This is a genomic window from Thermoanaerobacterium sp. CMT5567-10 (assembly GCF_030534315.2).
Lineage (GTDB): Bacteria > Bacillota > Thermoanaerobacteria > Thermoanaerobacterales > Thermoanaerobacteraceae > Thermoanaerobacterium.
Window position 1 is genome coordinate 2824957 of record NZ_CP130558.2, and the last position, 17827, is coordinate 2842783.

Sequence of the window (17827 nt, forward strand, 5' to 3'; positions counted from 1 at the left end):
TATATTTAGGAGAGAAACACATGAAAAAGATAAGTATATCTAATCTTAGAATAAAAACAAAAATGATACTCCTTTTTTCTGTCCTCATATTAATATCAATAACGATTGTCGGATGTACTACATATACAATTACTAAAAATTACATAGTCAATGATATAGAGCACAGCTTGTCAAGTTCTACTAAAACAATGATAAATCAGATTTCACTTCTCGAAGGAGCATATAATTCAAGTGAATTTGGAGCTAAACTTCAGTATGTAATTGAAAGCGAAAAAGCTGATTATGATATTAGAGGCCTTAAACCGCAGATTTTTATTTTTGATAAGCAATTTAATTCCATAAGATGGCAAGATGGGAGTTTAAAAAAAGAAAAAAGCAGTATAATTGATAAGTCTGAAATTACAAAAATGTTTAAAAACAATAATGGTTTAATCCACACTAAATTGAACAATAATAGTGTATTAATCAGCTATAGATATATCATTGAAAAAGACTGGCTTTACGTTATTATAGTCAGTGAAAATGCTTATTTAAAACCTGTAGCCGAAATCAAATATGTAACAATTTTAATAGGTATCTTATCTTTAATTCTTGCATTTTTATTGTCAATGATAGGTACTAAAGGTATTACAGAACCTCTGATAAGATTGCAAAGAGTTTTCAGCAAAATCTCAACAGGTGATCTGAGAACAGTATCTGATATTAAGTCAGGTAGTCTTGAAATAATTGATATTTCAAATAGCGTGAATCATATGGTTTCAAATTTAAGAGATACAGTTATAAAGATCTATAAGATAATTGAAGGGTTGAATACACATGCTGAGGATTTTAAAGATGTTTCTGAAATTTCTATAGATAAGACGAAAGAGATATTTGAGAGCATAAAAGAGATATCATCAGGTTCTGAAAAGCAAAAAGCCGCAATTGAAAATACGACAAATAATATCCTTGAGATAGAATCTGTGGCTAATTCGATGATAACAAATGTGGATAAGACAGTAGATTCTGCAAAAGCGATGAATGAAACTGCTTTGATGGGTCTAAATGCAATTGAGGATGTTGCTGAAAATATGAAAGCAATTAGCCTAAGCGTTGAGGATACATATGAATTGTTTAAAAGATTGGTAGCTAATTCAAAAAAAATAAACGACATTGTAGATATTATTAGGAACATATCAAAGCAGACACATCTTCTTTCTTTAAATGCAGCGATTGAGGCTGCAAAAGCTAAAGAATATGGAAGAGGTTTTAGCGTAGTAGCCACTGAAATAAGGAAACTGTCTGAGGATTCTGAAAATGCAATCACAGAAGCATCAGGTATTTTGTCTGAAATACTAAATGAAATAAATGGTGCTAATTTACGTATAGAGAGAGAAAGGGATGCGATTACCAAGGGATTATTGATAAGTGAAAAAGCTGAAGGCAATTTTAAAGATATTTATCGAAATATAGAAACGACTAGAGAAAATATATTTGGATTGGAAGGGCAAATCAAAAAAGTCATGGAATATATTGACAAAATAATGTCGGAGGCATTAATAGTAAAAGAAATATCGGCAGGTTTTAACCAAAGCACTAGCGATGTTGAAAAAAACATCGATGAGGAGTATGGCATGATGGTTAAACTTGAAAAAGCTACAAAAGATTTAATAGGCTATGCCGAAATGCTAAATAGTGCAGTCAAAGATTTTAAAATTTGAGTTTTAAAAATTTAACATAAAATTAACATAAATTTTACATTACCTTAATGAATATTTTTTTTTATTTTGCTACTATAATTAGAGTATTGTCGAAAATTTATAGTAGGAGGTAAAAAATGTCTGAAAACTATGACAAAAGACGAAAAGTATTTGACATGATTGGTAGAACGTATGCTTTTATTTGTGCTTTTTTATTGATAGTTATAACTGTATCGATTTTTTACTTTGTTGCTACGAAAGGCTTGTCTACGTTTATAATAGATAAGCGTTCGATTAAAGAATTTTTGTTTGGTACACTTTGGAAGCCTGATAGACCAAATGATCAAGGAGGTCCAGCTATAGGTTCTTTGCAATTTATACTGGGATCTGTTTTTGTCTCTGTTTTCGCAATATTGATAAGTACACCTCTCAGTATATCTGCTGCAATTTTTATGGTAGAAATAGCGAAAAAATTTGGGAGAAATTTATTACAGCCAGCGATGGAGATATTTGTAGGCATTCCATCCGTCGTCTACGGGTGGATAGGACTTACTGTTTTAGTTCCTTTTATAAGCAAATACTTTGGCGGGTTAGGGTTCAGCATGTTAGCCGGCATATTAGTGCTTACGATAATGGTACTGCCAACAATAACAAGTGTTAGCACTGATGCCATAAAATCATTGCCATGGGAAATTAGAGAAGCTTCATATGCACTTGGTGCAACTAGGTGGCAGACAATACGAAAAGTTGTATTACCTGCTGCTAAACCTGGCATACTAACAGCAGTAGTATTAGGACTAGCTCGCGCTTTTGGTGAGGCTTTAGCAGTTCAGATGGTTATTGGAAATAGCCCTTCACTTCCTTTTTCGTTCCTGCAGCCTATGTCGACGATTACATCTATTATCACAATGGATATGGCTAACACAGTTACTGGTTCAACGTGGAACAATGCACTGTGGTCATTAGCTTTGCTGTTACTCCTTATATCTTTTGGATTTATTTTAATAATAAGGCTTGTTGGTAGGAGGAGTATGTATAAATGAAATCAAAATTTTATGATAAATTAGCGACGATTTATTTTTACTTAGTTGCTGTATTAATTGTATTGTTTTTGGTAGCTCTAATAGGTTATATTTTGTATCAAGGCAGAAGCGAACTAAACTTGCATTTTATATTGACACCTCCAAAATTCATGGAAAAAGGTGGAGGTATAGCACCGCAGATATTTAATTCACTGCTGCTTTTAGTTATTACATTGATTATTTCAGTTCCAATAGGTATTGGAGCTGGACTGTATATGGCAGAGTATGCCAGGCCTGGCAAGATAACAGAGCTAATAAGATTGTCAACGGAAACTTTATCGTCACTGCCATCAATTGTAGTAGGTCTTTTTGGACTTTTAATTTTTGTAAATATGCTTCATTGGGGATATTCATTGATATCTGGTGCTTTAGCATTGACAGTTTTGAATTTACCTGTAATGGCCCGTGTCAGCGAAGATTCAATAAGGAGTGTTTCATCATCATTGAAAGAAGCCAGCTTTGCATTAGGCTCTACTAAATGGCAGACGATAGTGCGAGTATTAATTCCATCTGCTTTGCCAGGGCTTATAACAGGCATAATACTAACTTCTGGCAGAATTTTTGGCGAAGCTGCAGCCCTTTTGTACACAGCAGGCATGAGTACTCCGCCGCTTAATTTTAATGTTTTAAACCCTGCAAATCCTGCATCTCCGTTTTATCCTTTCAGAGCAGCTGAAACTTTGGCTGTGTACATTTGGAAGGTAAATAGTGAAGGGCTTGCACCAGATGCTAGACAGATTGCCGATGGCTCTGCAGCCGTTCTTCTTATAATAGTTCTTCTTTTTAATATTTTAGCACGTTGGCTTGGAAATACTTTATATAGAAAAATGACAGGCGGAAAATAATGTGATATAATTCATAAAAAGAAAGGGGAAACCTTATTCATGAAAAAGATTGAAGTAAGGGATCTTGATTTATATTATGGGCAAATGCAAGCTCTTAAGAAGGTAAATATAGATGTTGAAGAAAACAGCGTAATGGCGCTTATTGGTCCATCAGGTTGTGGAAAATCTACGTTTTTAAGGACTTTAAACAGGATGAATGACCTTATAGATGGTGTTACAATAAAAGGAACTGTTATGATTGACAATCAAAACATATATAAGGATGTAGATGCTATAGAGCTTAGGAAGCGTGTAGGAATGGTGTTTCAGAAGCCTAATCCATTTCCTATGACGATATATGATAATATTGCATATGGTCCACGAATACACGGTCAAAAAAATAAAAAAATATTAAACGAAATAGTTGAAAAAAGTTTAAAAGATGCAGCACTTTGGGATGAAGTAAAAGATAGATTAAATGATTCTGCATTAGGATTATCAGGCGGACAGCAGCAGAGATTGTGTATTGCAAGGACACTAGCGATTGAGCCTGAGATTATATTGATGGATGAGCCGACGTCAGCACTTGATCCTATTTCAACTATGAAAATAGAAGAATTGATTGATCAATTAAAGAATAAATATACTATTGTCATAGTAACACACAACATGCAACAGGCAGGAAGAATATCTGACTCAACATCATTTTTCTTAAACGGTGAAATAATAGAAACAGGAAAAACAGAAGATATCTTCTATAATCCACGTGATAAGAGAACAGAGGATTATATAACAGGAAGATTTGGTTAAAAGGAGGTGTTACTGTGAACAGAACTCATTTTGAAAAAGAGTTAGAGGATTTACATTATGATATCCTTAAAATGGGGGCTCTTGTGGAAGAAGCTATTGGCAATTCTATTTTATCATTGATAAACCATGATGCTGAATTAGCGAGAAAGGTTATTGAGCAAGATGATAGAATAGATAAAAAAGAGGTTGAAATTGATGACAGATGTTCAAGGATTATTTTAACACAGCAGCCATTAGCAAAGGACTTGAGAATTGTTTTAACAGGGTTAAAAATAAATACTGATTTAGAAAGAATGGCGGATCATGCAGTAGATATTGCTAAAACAACAATTAGAATAGCAGATCAGACATATATAAAGCCTCTTATTGATATTCCGAGAATGAGTGATGTTGTCAGAGAAATGGTTAAACTATCGCTTGATTCGTATGTAAATCAAGATACGGAGCTAGCTAGGACTATTAATCAAAAAGATGATATTGTAGATGGTCTGTACAAGCAAATTTTTAGGGAGCTCCTTACGTACATGATAGAAGACCACAAAAATATAGATCAAGCGACTCAATTTTTGTTCGTAGCCCGCTACTTAGAGAGGATAGCAGATCATGCTACAAACATATGCGAATGGGTAATCTATTTAGAAAGCGGTCAGCATATAGATTTAAATGAATAAAAATCTAAAGCACTTTTATAACACCTTTTTAGGTGTTTTTTTTGTATACTTTTTTTAAAAATGCAAAAGATATTATAAAAAGAGGTGATTTAAATGCCACTTGCTTATATAATATTATCAATTACGGGTTTATTTGTATTGTTTGGCTTTGCACACAGAGTCCTTGACAGAATGAAGATGACTGATACATGGGCATTAATCATAATAATCGGTATGATCATTGGTACTTTTTTACCAGCGATACCACTTGGCAAAAAGATGTCTATAAATATTGGCGGTGCTATCATACCTGCAGCTGTAGCAGTTTATCTATTCATAAAAGCAGAAAGAGGTGCTGAGAGAACAAATGCCTTAGTATCGTCAATATTGGCGGGAACAGCAGTGTTTTTAGCAGGAAGATTATTGCCGAGCGAGCCTGAAGCTATGTTCATTGAGCCAAATTATGTTTATGGTATTGTCAGTGGCCTGATTGCATATTTGTTTGGCAGGTCAAGAAGATGTGCATTTATTGCTGGTGTCATGGGAGTTATTTTAAGCGATGTTGCGCAAGGCTTGATAAATATTATTTTGGCAAGACCGGGAACTATTTCTGTTGGAGGTGCAGGTGCTTTTGATACAGTTGTCATATCCATGATAGTTGCTGTTTTCTTCTCAGAGATATTAGGCGAAACGAGGGAGAAGATACAAGGAGGAACTGCAAAAAAGAACACAGAGCCCCATTTGACAAGTAGCCTATTAAGTGAAAATGAAATAAAGGCGATAAAAGAAAAATATCGCAAAAAGGACAGTGATGATGATGAGAAATAAAAAAGCAATCGCATTGTTAATAATGTTTGCTTTAATGTCTTTACCATTTATAAAAATAAATGCAGATGATTGGAGTGGCAAAGAAGGTGGTTATTATACAGTCTATCTAGACAATTCAAACAAGGTGCTTTTCAGGATTTCATGGGACTTAAATGTAAATGATCAATATTTGTCACACGATAATAAGATGTACAAAATAATTAAAGTTGATAAGAAAAATGATAAAGCATATGCAAAATATATTGAAACAGTAAAGTTGCCTAATATAGATATAGAAAAAGTATCGCAAGTGATGGCTCAAAAAACAGGTGAAAGAAAAATAGCTATGTATTCAACTCACAGTGATGAATCATATATACCAACAGATGGTGCATCTAGTATTTATGGACATGGCGGCATATACAAAGTCGATGCTTCATTAAGCAATGCCTTATCAAATAAAGGCATCAAGACATTTGTTGATCAAACATTGTATTTGCCGCATGATGCTATGGCATACAGAAGGTCTAGAGTGGGGGCATTAAAGCTCTTAAAAAACGACAAACCAGATTTGCTCCTTGATATTCATAGAGATGCTGCGCCATATCAAGATTATATAAGAAAAATAGGTGGTACAAATGCCACAGGCGTGAGGCTAGTCCTTGGCAGGACAAATGCAAATCTGAAGGCTAATCAAGATTTGGCATTTAGAATAAAAGCTATCGCTGATAAAGAATACCCGAATCTAGTGAAAGATATTTTTTATGGAAGCGGTGATTACAATCAGGACTTAACTCCTAATTCATTGCTTTTGGAATTTGGAACAGATACACATACGAGGCAAAGAGCAGAAGAGTCAGCAAAATTTATGGCAGATGTATTGACAAAAGCAGTATATGGCACTGACGAAAAAAAGCAGGTTGGAGCTCTTACCAATACACAAAAAGGTACACCATCACAGAACAATTCTGCGGGATGGGGAATATGGATTCTAATTGGGGTTGCTGTTTTTTCAATCGTCGGATTCATGTTTTTAAGTACAGGTGGACGAGAAATGATTGCAAAATTGAAAGATGCAACAAAGAAGGAGTTTAGCAGTTTTTTAGGAAAGTTTAATAAAGATAAAAAGTGATATCAATTGGTGCATATGCACCAATTTTAAATATTTAAGATTATGTGGTGGTTAAGTTGAAAGTAATATATTACAGCTATTATGGATGCTATTCGTCAGTTATTGCAGCATACATTCATATAAAAATTATAAAAGATAAAGTTGATAAAGATGTATTTTTTAGTATTCCAGAGATTTTAAAAACAGACTACGGGGAATTAAAATATATCGGAATTGATGAAAACTACCATGAAATATATACAATTGGAATGAAAAATTTTAGCGATAACATAAAGAAAACCCTTGAGGGGCTTAGGAAAATATTTAATATGGAATATGATAAGCTGATATTTGTAGATACAAGTAAATTTGAACCTAAATGTATGAAACTATTTTTATATCTCAGGAAAACATCAATTTTCAGAACTCCTGCAGAGTGTATTTTGTACTATTTATTTATTAAAAAATTAGATGAAATAAAGAACTTTGTCTTAGATTTAAAACTTAATTATATGTGAGGGTAAATATGATTATAGCGTATATTTGTTATGGAAGTGCCCATTCATCTATTGTTGCTGCGTCTATCCATGTTGGTTTGCTTCCAAGTGACAGAATTCCAACTTTTGATGAAATTTTATCTATGCCTCATTATGATTTAACAGATGGCAATCAAATAGGAATTCCATTTTACATGGGAATCGACGAGTACGACAATGACGTCTATGCAATAGGTGCTAAAAGCGGAAGAAAAATAATGATGAAAGCTGTAAGAAGTTTTTTAAAAGAATCTGGAATTGGTGAAAATGAAATAATGCTGATAGATACACTACCTGCCATTGGATTGTTGACAAAACTGGGTGGCATGACATCTAGAAGATTTAAAATCATATCTGTGGGACGGCCGTTTACTGTATATGGAATAATTAAAAAGTACAATAACTTTTTGGACATAGTAAATAAAGTAAAATCAAGACTAAAAGAGCTTGACTAAGTTCTCCTATTAATTCATAATATTATTGGATATTTTATAGGAGGAAAGTAAATGGCATATCATAAAATAAAAGATGTAGTTAAAGATAGCATTGCGGATGAATTGGGCATAAAAAGTGGTGATACATTAGTATCGATAAATGGAAGCGAAATAATTGACTTAATTGATTATAAATTTCAAATAGCAAATGAGCATATAGATCTTTTGATAAAAAAAGAAAATGGTGAGGAATATATTTATGACATAGAGAAAGATTATGATGAGGATTTAGGATTAGTATTTGAGACAGGAATTATAGATAAGCTAAAGCACTGTAGGAATAAATGCGTTTTTTGTTTTGTTGATCAGTTGCCTAAAAATGTTAGAAAAACTTTGGCTTTTAAAGACGATGATTATCGATTATCTTTTTTACAAGGTAACTTTGTAACACTTACAAATGTAAGTGATTCTGAGTTTTCAAGAATAATTAAATATAGAATGTCTCCAATATATTTATCTGTCCATGCAACAGATGACAATGTTCGAAAAGAATTAATGCGAAATCCCCATGCTGATGGGATTTTAAATAAAATAAAAGAATTAACTGAAAACAAAATAGAAGTACACTGCCAGATAGTCTTATGCCCAGGGCTTAATGATGGAAGTATTCTCGATAAAACAATCGATGATTTATCAAAACTGTATCCTGGAGTAAAATCGGCAGCAGCAGTTCCCGTTGGGCTTACAGATCACAGGGAAGGACTTTTTAAACTCGATTCGTACGATAAAGAAGGGGCAGAAAAAGTACTATCTCAAATATCAATGTGGCAGAAAAAATTAAAAAAAGAGAAAGGAACATCCTTTATATTTGCTGCTGATGAGTTTTATGTGTTGGCAAATAAGGATATACCTGACTACAATAGCTATGAAGGTTTTCCGCAAATTGAAAATGGTGTTGGACTTATGGCAATGTTTAAGAAACAGTTTGAAGATTATTATAAAAAAATCGGCAATATAAAGCCATCGAAGAAAACTTATTGTGTTATAACGGGTGTGTCTGCGTATAAATTTATTAAGGACCATGTTGATATGTTAGTGAAGAAAGGTATAAACATTAAAGTTGTTCCAATTATAAATAATTTTTTTGGACATAAGATAACTGTAGCAGGTCTTATAACAGGTAGAGATATAATCACTCAATTAAAGGGAAAATTAAACGGTGAAATATTAGTGATACCGGATAGTATGATAAAAGAAGGTACAGATTCTTTTTTGGATGATGTAACTATTGATGATATAGAAAAAGAATTAAACACGAAAGTTTTGGTATCTGAAGTTAACGGTAAAAATTTCATACAAAAGATAACTGGAAGGTGATATTATGGCATATCCTATGGTTGGCATAGTAGGTAGACCAAATGTAGGTAAATCTACTTTGTTTAACAAAATAACAGGTCAGAGAATTTCTATAGTAGAAGATAAACCTGGTGTTACTCGTGATAGAATTTACTTTGAGACAGAGTGGCTGGGAAGAAAATTTATACTTGTTGATACAGGCGGATTGGAACCAGATTCTGAAGATGAGTTTTTTTCAAAAATAAGGATGCAGGTAGAGGCAGCTTTAAAAACTGTTGACTTGATATTGTTTGTTATAGATGCTAAGGATGGCTTAAGCCCGGTGGATGAAGATATAGCAAATATGCTTAGAAAATCTCGTAAGAAAGTGATACTTGTTCTAAACAAAGTAGATAATTTTAAAGAGATGCCTATTTCATATTACGATTCAATGCGACTTGGCTTTGGAGAACCTATAGCAATATCTGCGTCGAATGGGCTTGGTATAGGAGATTTACTTGATGAAGTTATCAAAAATATTCCTGAGCATATAGATGACTATGACGAAGAAACTATAAAGATTTGCTTTATTGGGAAACCGAATGTAGGTAAGTCATCTCTTGTGAATAAGATATTGGGGGAAGAAAGGGCAATTGTTAGCGATATACCAGGTACCACAAGAGATGCACTTGATACGTATTTTGAAAAAGATGATAAAAAGTACGTTATAATTGATACTGCAGGCATGAGGAAAAAAGGTAGAATAGAAGATAAAATTGAGAGGTACAGTGTATTAAGAGCATTGTCGGCTATAGACAGATCTGATATATGTATCTTAGTAATAGATGCTACTGAAGGTCCAACAGAGCAGGACACGAAGATAGCAGGTTATGCATTTGAGCAGAACAAAGCAATTATTATTGCAGTTAATAAATGGGATTTGATTGAAAAAGACAACAATACTGTCAACGAGTATTTAAAAGCCATAAAAGAGAAATTTTCTTTTATGAGCTTTGCATCTACAATATTTATATCAGCCAAAACAGGACAAAGGCTTAATAAACTGTTTGAAGAAATAAATAGCGTTTGGGAAGAATACAATAAGAGAATTTCAACAGGGCTTTTAAATAATGTTATAAGTGAAGCATTACTTATAAATCCACCACCTGCTGAAAAAGGCCGTTTATTAAAGATTTATTATGTAACACAGTTTGGTATCAAACCGCCATCATTTGCGGTATTTGTTAATGATCCGGAAATAATGCATTTTTCTTATGTGAGGTTTTTAGAAAACACTATAAGAGATAATTTTGGATTTCAGGGCGTGCCATTAAAAATTGAAGTAAGAAAAAAAAGTGAAAAGTAAAGGAGGTGAATCCATGATAAAAATAATTATTGTAGCGATACTGTCGTATTTAATTGGATCTTTCAATAGCGCTTATTTTTTTACTAATTACATAAAAAAGACGGACATAAGAAAATACGGTAGTGGCAATGCTGGAGCTACAAACGTTATGAGGGTTTTGGGATTTAAAGTTGCCTTTTTAGTATTTTTGTCTGATGCTTTAAAGGGAGTTTTAGCAGTTTTATTAGGCAGATTGATAGCTGGAGATTTAGGTGGACTTATAGCTGGAATTGCTGTCGTTTGCGGACATAATTGGCCTGTTTTTTTAAAATTCAAAGGTGGGAAGGGTATTGCCACAAGCTTTGGCGCAATAATAAGTATAAATCCAGCTATTGCCATTTTATCGTTGATAATAGGAATTGCAATTATTTCGATAAGTAAATATGTTTCATTGGGTTCAATCTTGGGAGCTATATCTTTTCTTTTATTAAATATTATTTATTATAGATCACCTAATATGCTAGTATTCGCGATAATAATTACATCACTGGCTGTATTTCAGCATAGAGCCAATATAAAACGATTACTTAATGGAACTGAATCGAAGCTGGGTCAAAAGACTAATATTAAGTAAAGAGGGATATCTGATATGGACATAGCAGTATTAGGTGCCGGCAGTTGGGGAACGGCAATGGCAATTCATTTGAATTCGATGAGACATAATGTATGTATTTGGACAAAAGATCAAAAACAGTTAGAAGAAATTCAAAAGACTGGCTACAACAAAAAATATCTTGATGTAAGGTTGCCTGAAAGCATTGGCATAACAACTGATATAGAGTATGCGCTGGAAAATAAGAAGATTGTAGTGATGGCAGTACCGTCACATGCAGTAAGAAGTGTTGTAGAAAGAATAAGCGGTGTAATAGATAAAGAATCGATAATTGTAAATTTGGCAAAAGGCCTAGAGACTTCAAGCTTAAAAAGAATGTCTCAAGTTATAAAAGAGATGATAGATAATCCAGTTGTTGTGCTTTCGGGTCCAAGCCATGCAGAAGAAGTATGCAAGCACATACCTACGGCATGTGTTATATCATCAGATGACATAAACGCATGTGAATATGTACAGGATGTGATGATGGATGAGAATTTCAGGCTGTATATAAATAAAGATTTGATTGGTGTTGAATTGGGAGGTTCTCTTAAAAATATAATTGCCCTTGGCGCAGGTATTTCAGATGGCCTTGGATTTGGTGACAATACGAAAGCTGCACTTATGACAAGGGGACTTGCTGAAATTACACGTCTTGGCGTAGCCCTGGGTTCAGATCCATTGACGTTTTTGGGTTTAACTGGTATGGGGGATCTTATTGTAACATGTACAAGTATGTATTCACGTAACAGGAGAGCCGGCATAAAAATTGGACAAGGCAAATCCTTGAATGAGACGCTAGATGAAATTGGAATGGTTGTTGAAGGAGTCAACACTACTAAGTCAGCCTATAAGCTCTCGAAAATGCACAATATAGAAATGCCTATAACATGTGAAATTTACTCAATATTGTTTGAAGGAAAAGATCCGCGAGAAGCAGTTTATTCGCTAATGACGAGAAATAAAAAACACGAGATGGAGGATATATAATTTATGTCCTCTTTTTTATTCATATTTGTTCATTTCCCTCATATATATGTAGTGTTAAAGTATAAAAAACAATATTTTATTGCACAAAAAGGAGGGAAATGATGTGGACAATTACGATATTTATAAGGATATAGCTGAAAGAACTGAAGGTGACATCTATATCGGTGTAGTAGGGCCTGTCCGTACGGGAAAATCGACGTTTATAAAAAGATTCATGGATATTTTAGTATTGCCTAATATTGATAATGCCAACCTTAAAGAAAGAGTTCAAGACGAATTACCTCAAAGTGCAGCAGGCAAAACGATTATGACTACAGAGCCTAAGTTTGTACCGGAAAAGGCTGTCGAAATATCTTTGAATGAAAAAACCAGATTCAGCGTGAGATTAGTTGACTGTGTAGGATATATGGTTAAAGGGGCAATGGGATACTTAGAAGGTGATAAGCCTAGAATGATTACTACTCCTTGGTATGATTATGAAATTCCTTTTGAAGAAGCTGCAGAAATTGGTACTAAAAAAGTTATAAACGATCACTCTACAATTGGCCTTGTCGTAACTACGGATGGAAGCATTACGGATATACCAAGAGATAATTACGTAGAACCGGAAGAAAGAGTTGTGAAAGAATTAAAAGACATACAAAAGCCATTTATTATACTGTTAAATACGACGCATCCTGAAGATGCTGATACAATAAAATTGGGAGAAGAGTTGGAAACAAAGTACGATGTACCTGTTGTAGCAGTAAATGTACTTAAAATGGGAACTGACGACATTAAAGAAATACTTGAAAAAGTGTTGTATGAATTCCCTATAACCGAGCTGAACATTGATCTTCCTAGGTGGGTCGATGTACTTGAAAATGACCACTGGCTGAAACAAAGCATTATGAATTCTATAAAGCAAAGCATCAATGATTTATTTAGGCTGAGGGATATAAAGAAGACGGCCGATATTATAAAATCAAATGAAAACATGTCAGAAGTAATAGTTAGAAAGATCGATCCAGGCGAAGGAATTGCAGATATAGAAGCAAAGACAAAAGAAGGTCTTTTCTTTAAGATATTAAGTGATGAATGCGGCCTTGAAATTCGAGGAGACAGAGATCTTATGAAAATGATGAAAGAATTATCATATGCAAAATCAGAGTACGATAAACTAAAAGATGCCATAGAAGATGCAAAAAAGAAAGGTGTAGGAGTAGTTCCTGCAAGTATTGACAATATGGAGTTTGAAAAACCGGAGATAGTGCGACAAGGTGGAAGCTTTGCGGTGAGGCTAAGAGCATCTGCACCATCTTTACACATATTTAGGACAGATGTGACAACAGAAGTATCTCCAATCGTTGGTACAGAAAAGCAAAGCGAAGATTTTGTAAAATACATTACAGAGCAATTTGAAAATGATCCAGACAAGATATGGGAGTCAAATATATTTGGTAAATCTTTAAGCGACCTTGTAAAAGAAGGTATGCAGAATAAACTTGGTAAAATACCTGAGAATGTAAGCATAAGATTAAGAGACACATTAGAACGTATAGTCAATGACGGAGGTGGGGGTATAATCTGTATTATACTGTAATACTTGATTTTTTGAACTTAACGATTTATAATATTTATTGTAAGATGTCTGGGTGTGGCGCAGTTGGTAGCGCGCCAGAATGGGGTTCTGGAGGTCGCTGGTTCAAATCCAGTCACTCAGACCATTTAAAAGTAAGTTGCCGCAAGCAGTTGCGGTTTTTTTGTTTTTATAAAAAATAGCTAAATAAAAACATTATCTATATATTTATCTTTAAATTCATCCTTTAATACAAACTGTTTCTTTTGATAAATCTCAAAATTTTACGAGATGATTTGAATTTTTATAGGACTTTAATTTAATTCTTTTTTCTGGTAATAATAGAAGTTCATTATCAACTTTTATCAACTTTTTGCATATTGTTTTCTATATGAATTATTTTTTTAGCAAAATCTATGTTATGCCATTAAATTATAAAATTTTAACTTTGCTCATATTACAGTCCGACGTAAGAGAAAAAGGCAAATAAATAATTTTAATTAATTAGAAAGTTTTGTTAAAAATATAACTAATATTGTAAAAGTCATATTCACATGATATTATAAAAGTAAAGGAGAATAAAAATGGATTTCAAGCCAGTTAAATCGGAAAGAGTTTTTGAAAATATTATAGAACAGATAAAAGTCAATATATACAATGGCAATCTATCAAAAGGGAGCAAATTACCATCCGAAAGAGATTTATCAGATATATTAAATGTTAGTAGAGCATCAATAAGAGAGGCACTATCGGCACTTGAAATACTAGGAATTTTGGAAACAAAACCAGGTGGAGGTACATATATTGTAAATAATGTATCAAATGCTATTATTGAGACTATGTCGTTAGCTTTAGCGCTTGAAAATGATGAGACAGAATTTATCGAGCTAAGAAAAATACTTGAAAGCGAAAGCGCATATATTGCAGCACAAAAGCATGATGAAGAATCAATATCAGAAATGAAAAAGTATTTTGAAATGATGGGAAAAGATTTTGATGAAGATCAAAATACATATGCAGATGAAAATTTTCATAGGGCATTATGTAGGGCTACCAAGAACAAACTACTTTATGATATAGTCGAAGCATTATCAATTGGAGTAGATAATTATATAGTAAATTCACGAAAGAGACTTATGAGTAATCCTAAAAATTTAGAACTTCTTTATCAACAGCATAAAAATATATTAGAAAGTATAGAAAATGGCAAAGCAGATGATGCAAGAGAATATGTTATAGAGCACATAAATTTTGTGCAGGAAGAACTTAGAAAGCTAAAACTTGAGAAATGATTGTTAATAATTAATTATTGAGTACTGAATAAAATTTTAGAAAGCGAAAGCTTTCTTTATTAAATAACTATATTGGTAAGGCCATCATACAATCAGATGATAAGGGAGGTTGATAGAAAAAGAAATGTGAGGATATGCTTTAAGTAAACGATGACATACCATAATCTTTTCTCAAACAATTGAATGGAGGGATGTTATGTCTGGAGGAATTCAAGGACCGTTTTCAAATGTTCTGCTTTCAGCAATTGTTGCATTTATACCGCTTTTGTGGCTTTTAATAAGCCTCGGTTGGTTTAAAATGAAGGCGTATATTGCGGCACTAATATCATTGGCATTGGCGATTTTGCTGAGTATAACTACATGGGGTATGCCTGTAAAATTTGCTTCACAATCGGTTTTAGAAGGTGCAGTAACTGGGCTATGGCCTATTGTATGGGTTATTATAGCTGCCATTTACACATACAACGTGACGGTTGAAACTGGCAGCATGAATATCATAAAGGAAACGTTGGCTAAAATATCTCCTGATAGAAGGATACAGGCATTAATTCTCGCATTTTCCTTTGGTGGTTTTTTAGAGGCTGCAGCAGGTTTTGGTACAGCTGTTGCAATACCAGCAAGTTTATTGGCAGGTATTGGTTTTGATCCGTTATTTGCTGCGGTCATATGTCTTATTGCAAATACTGTACCCGTTGCCTTTGGCGGTATTGGAATACCTATAATAACACTTTCACAGGTAACAGGTATTGAAGAGAGCTTGCTTACAACGTATACGGCATATCAGCTCATACCGTTTATAATTATTTTACCCATAGTTCTTGTTATAATAATGACGAAATCCTTTAAATATTTGAAAGAAGTTTTAGGTGCCTGCATAGTCAGTGGAATATCATTTGCACTATTTCAAACAGCCGTTGCAGTATTCGTAGGACCGGAAGTTGCAGCAATTGTTGGTTCATTGGCATCACTTTTGTCTATTATCATCTATGTTAAGATAAAACCAGTGAAAAAAATCTGGCTTTTCCCTGATGAAAAAGCAAGTGGCGAAATAGCCTCAACAAATGCAGTAAATGATCATGATAAAAGAATAAGCGGTAAGAAGCAGCTTATAGCCTGGACACCATATATTGTTTTGTTTGTCCTTATAATGGCAGTAAATCTAATACCCGATCTTAAATTCTTAGGAGATATAGCAACAAAAGTACAAATATACTTTGGACCAAATGGAAAACCATCATCATTTCAGTGGATAACGACACCTGGTACTATTATGTTTATATCCGCAATAATCGGCGGATTTGTCCAAGGAAGCAGCATAAAGGGACTTTTAAAGATATTTGTAAAAACGATAAAACAGTTAGTACCTACAATAGTCGTCGTTTCATCAATTGTTGCGATGGCAAAAGTCATGGGTTATAGTGGGATGATATCTGTTATCGCAGTAGCCTTAGCTGACACGACAGGAAAAGTATATCCGTTTATTTCACCTTTGATTGGTGCACTTGGGACATTTATAACAGGCAGTGATACATCTTCAAATATTCTTTTTGGCGCATTGCAAAAGCAAACGGCATTGCAGATACATGCTAATGCTGCATGGATTGCCGCTGCAAATACTGTTGGTGCATCGGCAGGGAAGATGATATCACCTCAGAGCATAGCTGTTGCTGCATCTGCAACAGGTTTAGTGGGTAAAGAAGGGCGTATTCTCAATTCGACATTGCTGTACTGTTTGGGATATGCCATTTTGCTAGGTGTTTTGATATTTGCAGTAGGTAATATGATTTAACAGAAATTTAACAATATTAATAAAATAAAGACTTGCAAAAATATAATACTTGATGTAAAATATAAATAAAGAAACTGGTCAGACCAGTTGAGCATGATTTAAAATGTGGAGAGGAGTGTAAACATGAAAATAGTTGTACCAATTAAACAGGTGCCTGAAACAAGCAATGTAAAAATGAATCCCGAGACAGGGACAATGGTAAGAGAAGGTGTTGAGAGCATTATAAACCCGCTTGACTTGTACGCTATAGAGACAGCTATAAGGTTAAAAGAGAAGTTTGGAGGACAAGTAATCGTTATATCAATGGGGCCAGATAAAGCACTTGAGGCAATTAAAGAAGCAATTGCAATGGGATGCGACGATGGTATACTTCTATCAGACAGAAAATTCGCAGGATCAGATACTTGGGCAACATCATATGTTATTGCAAACGGCATTAAGCAGATAGGCGATTTTGACCTTGTGATTTGCGGTGAAAGGGCAACAGATGGAGATACAGCACAGGTCGGACCTGGAATTGCATCTTTCTTAGACCTTCCATTATCAACATTTACAAGTGAAATATTATCACTAAATGATGGGAAAATCAAAGTTAGACGTCTTGTAGAAGGTGGCTATGAAGAGATAGAATTAGAACTTCCAGCAGCACTTACAGTTGTAAAAGAGATAAGCGATCCAAGACTTCCTACATTAAGAGGAAAACTTAAGGCAAAGAAGATGGAGATACCAGTATGGGGGCCAAAAAATATTAATGCAGATGAAGAAAACCTCGGCCTTAAAGGGTCACCTACAAGGGTTGTAAAAATATTTACACCTAAGGTTACAAGGGAAGGCGAAAAAATAGTTGTAAAAGACGAGAAAACGTTAAACGAAGCAGTGGACAAAATCATGGACTACCTTATTAAGAAAGAGTTTATTTAGAAAACTTGATGA

The 17827-nt window shown here is 33.9% G+C and carries 17 protein-coding genes and 1 tRNA gene; all 18 read left to right on the forward strand.

From position 1 onward, the window contains the following. Nucleotides 1-20 precede the first annotated feature (20 nt). On the forward strand, nt 21-1700 hold the full coding sequence (locus tag Q2T46_RS14425) for a methyl-accepting chemotaxis protein (RefSeq protein WP_303264919.1): 1680 nt from the start codon (nt 21-23) through the stop codon (nt 1698-1700). 116 nt (nt 1701-1816) lie between these two features. Continuing rightward, nucleotides 1817-2722, forward strand: a complete 906-nt coding sequence (gene pstC, locus Q2T46_RS14430) for a phosphate ABC transporter permease subunit PstC (RefSeq protein WP_209453257.1) — start codon at nt 1817-1819, stop codon at nt 2720-2722. Next, nucleotides 2719-3606, forward strand: a complete 888-nt coding sequence (gene pstA / locus Q2T46_RS14435; RefSeq protein ID WP_303264918.1) for a phosphate ABC transporter permease PstA — start codon at nt 2719-2721, stop codon at nt 3604-3606. The genes pstC and pstA overlap by 4 nt, the downstream gene beginning before the upstream one ends. Nucleotides 3607-3645: 39 nt before the next feature. Further along, nucleotides 3646-4395, forward strand: coding sequence for a phosphate ABC transporter ATP-binding protein PstB (pstB, locus tag Q2T46_RS14440; protein ID WP_209453255.1), 750 nt, complete (start codon nt 3646-3648; stop codon nt 4393-4395). A gap of 14 nt (nt 4396-4409) precedes the next feature. Beyond that, nucleotides 4410-5066 (forward strand): phosphate signaling complex protein PhoU, encoded by a 657-nt coding sequence (gene phoU / locus Q2T46_RS14445; protein WP_209453254.1) that lies wholly within the window; start codon nt 4410-4412, stop codon nt 5064-5066. Between the two features lie 93 nt (nt 5067-5159). Then, nucleotides 5160-5873, forward strand: a complete 714-nt coding sequence (locus Q2T46_RS14450; RefSeq protein WP_303264917.1) for a DUF1614 domain-containing protein — start codon at nt 5160-5162, stop codon at nt 5871-5873. Further along, complete coding sequence (gene spoIIP / locus Q2T46_RS14455) at nt 5857-6984, forward strand: stage II sporulation protein P (protein WP_399387562.1); 1128 nt, start codon at nt 5857-5859, stop codon at nt 6982-6984. Before Q2T46_RS14450 ends, spoIIP begins: the two co-directional genes overlap by 17 nt. A gap of 44 nt (nt 6985-7028) precedes the next feature. Continuing rightward, nucleotides 7029-7481 (forward strand): DUF3189 family protein, encoded by a 453-nt coding sequence (locus Q2T46_RS14460; RefSeq protein ID WP_311062277.1) that lies wholly within the window; start codon nt 7029-7031, stop codon nt 7479-7481. An 8-nt stretch (nt 7482-7489) separates the two neighbouring features. Further along, complete coding sequence (locus Q2T46_RS14465; protein WP_303264915.1) at nt 7490-7954, forward strand: DUF3189 family protein; 465 nt, start codon at nt 7490-7492, stop codon at nt 7952-7954. 51 nt (nt 7955-8005) lie between these two features. Beyond that, the gene (locus Q2T46_RS14470) at nt 8006-9310 is read left to right on the forward strand and encodes a DUF512 domain-containing protein (RefSeq protein ID WP_303264914.1); all 1305 of its coding nucleotides are present in this window, start codon (nt 8006-8008) and stop codon (nt 9308-9310) included. A gap of 4 nt (nt 9311-9314) precedes the next feature. Next, the gene (der, locus tag Q2T46_RS14475; protein ID WP_303264913.1) at nt 9315-10634 is read left to right on the forward strand and encodes a ribosome biogenesis GTPase Der; all 1320 of its coding nucleotides are present in this window, start codon (nt 9315-9317) and stop codon (nt 10632-10634) included. Nucleotides 10635-10647: 13 nt separating this feature from the next. Next, complete coding sequence (plsY, locus tag Q2T46_RS14480) at nt 10648-11247, forward strand: glycerol-3-phosphate 1-O-acyltransferase PlsY (protein ID WP_303264912.1); 600 nt, start codon at nt 10648-10650, stop codon at nt 11245-11247. Nucleotides 11248-11262: 15 nt separating this feature from the next. After that, a complete protein-coding gene (locus Q2T46_RS14485) occupies nt 11263-12255 on the forward strand; it encodes an NAD(P)H-dependent glycerol-3-phosphate dehydrogenase (protein WP_303264911.1) in 993 nt (330 codons plus the stop codon). A 103-nt stretch (nt 12256-12358) separates the two neighbouring features. Then, complete coding sequence (gene spoIVA, locus Q2T46_RS14490) at nt 12359-13837, forward strand: stage IV sporulation protein A (RefSeq protein ID WP_303264910.1); 1479 nt, start codon at nt 12359-12361, stop codon at nt 13835-13837. Nucleotides 13838-13885: 48 nt separating this feature from the next. Next, nucleotides 13886-13961: transfer RNA gene (locus Q2T46_RS14495), tRNA-Pro, on the forward strand. A gap of 436 nt (nt 13962-14397) precedes the next feature. Further along, nucleotides 14398-15105, forward strand: coding sequence for a FadR/GntR family transcriptional regulator (locus Q2T46_RS14500; protein ID WP_013298143.1), 708 nt, complete (start codon nt 14398-14400; stop codon nt 15103-15105). Between the two features lie 196 nt (nt 15106-15301). After that, nucleotides 15302-16894 (forward strand): L-lactate permease, encoded by a 1593-nt coding sequence (locus Q2T46_RS14505; RefSeq protein ID WP_303264909.1) that lies wholly within the window; start codon nt 15302-15304, stop codon nt 16892-16894. Nucleotides 16895-17017: 123 nt separating this feature from the next. Next, on the forward strand, nt 17018-17815 hold the full coding sequence (locus Q2T46_RS14510) for an electron transfer flavoprotein subunit beta/FixA family protein (RefSeq protein ID WP_303264908.1): 798 nt from the start codon (nt 17018-17020) through the stop codon (nt 17813-17815). The last annotated feature ends 12 nt before the right edge of the window (nt 17816-17827 follow it).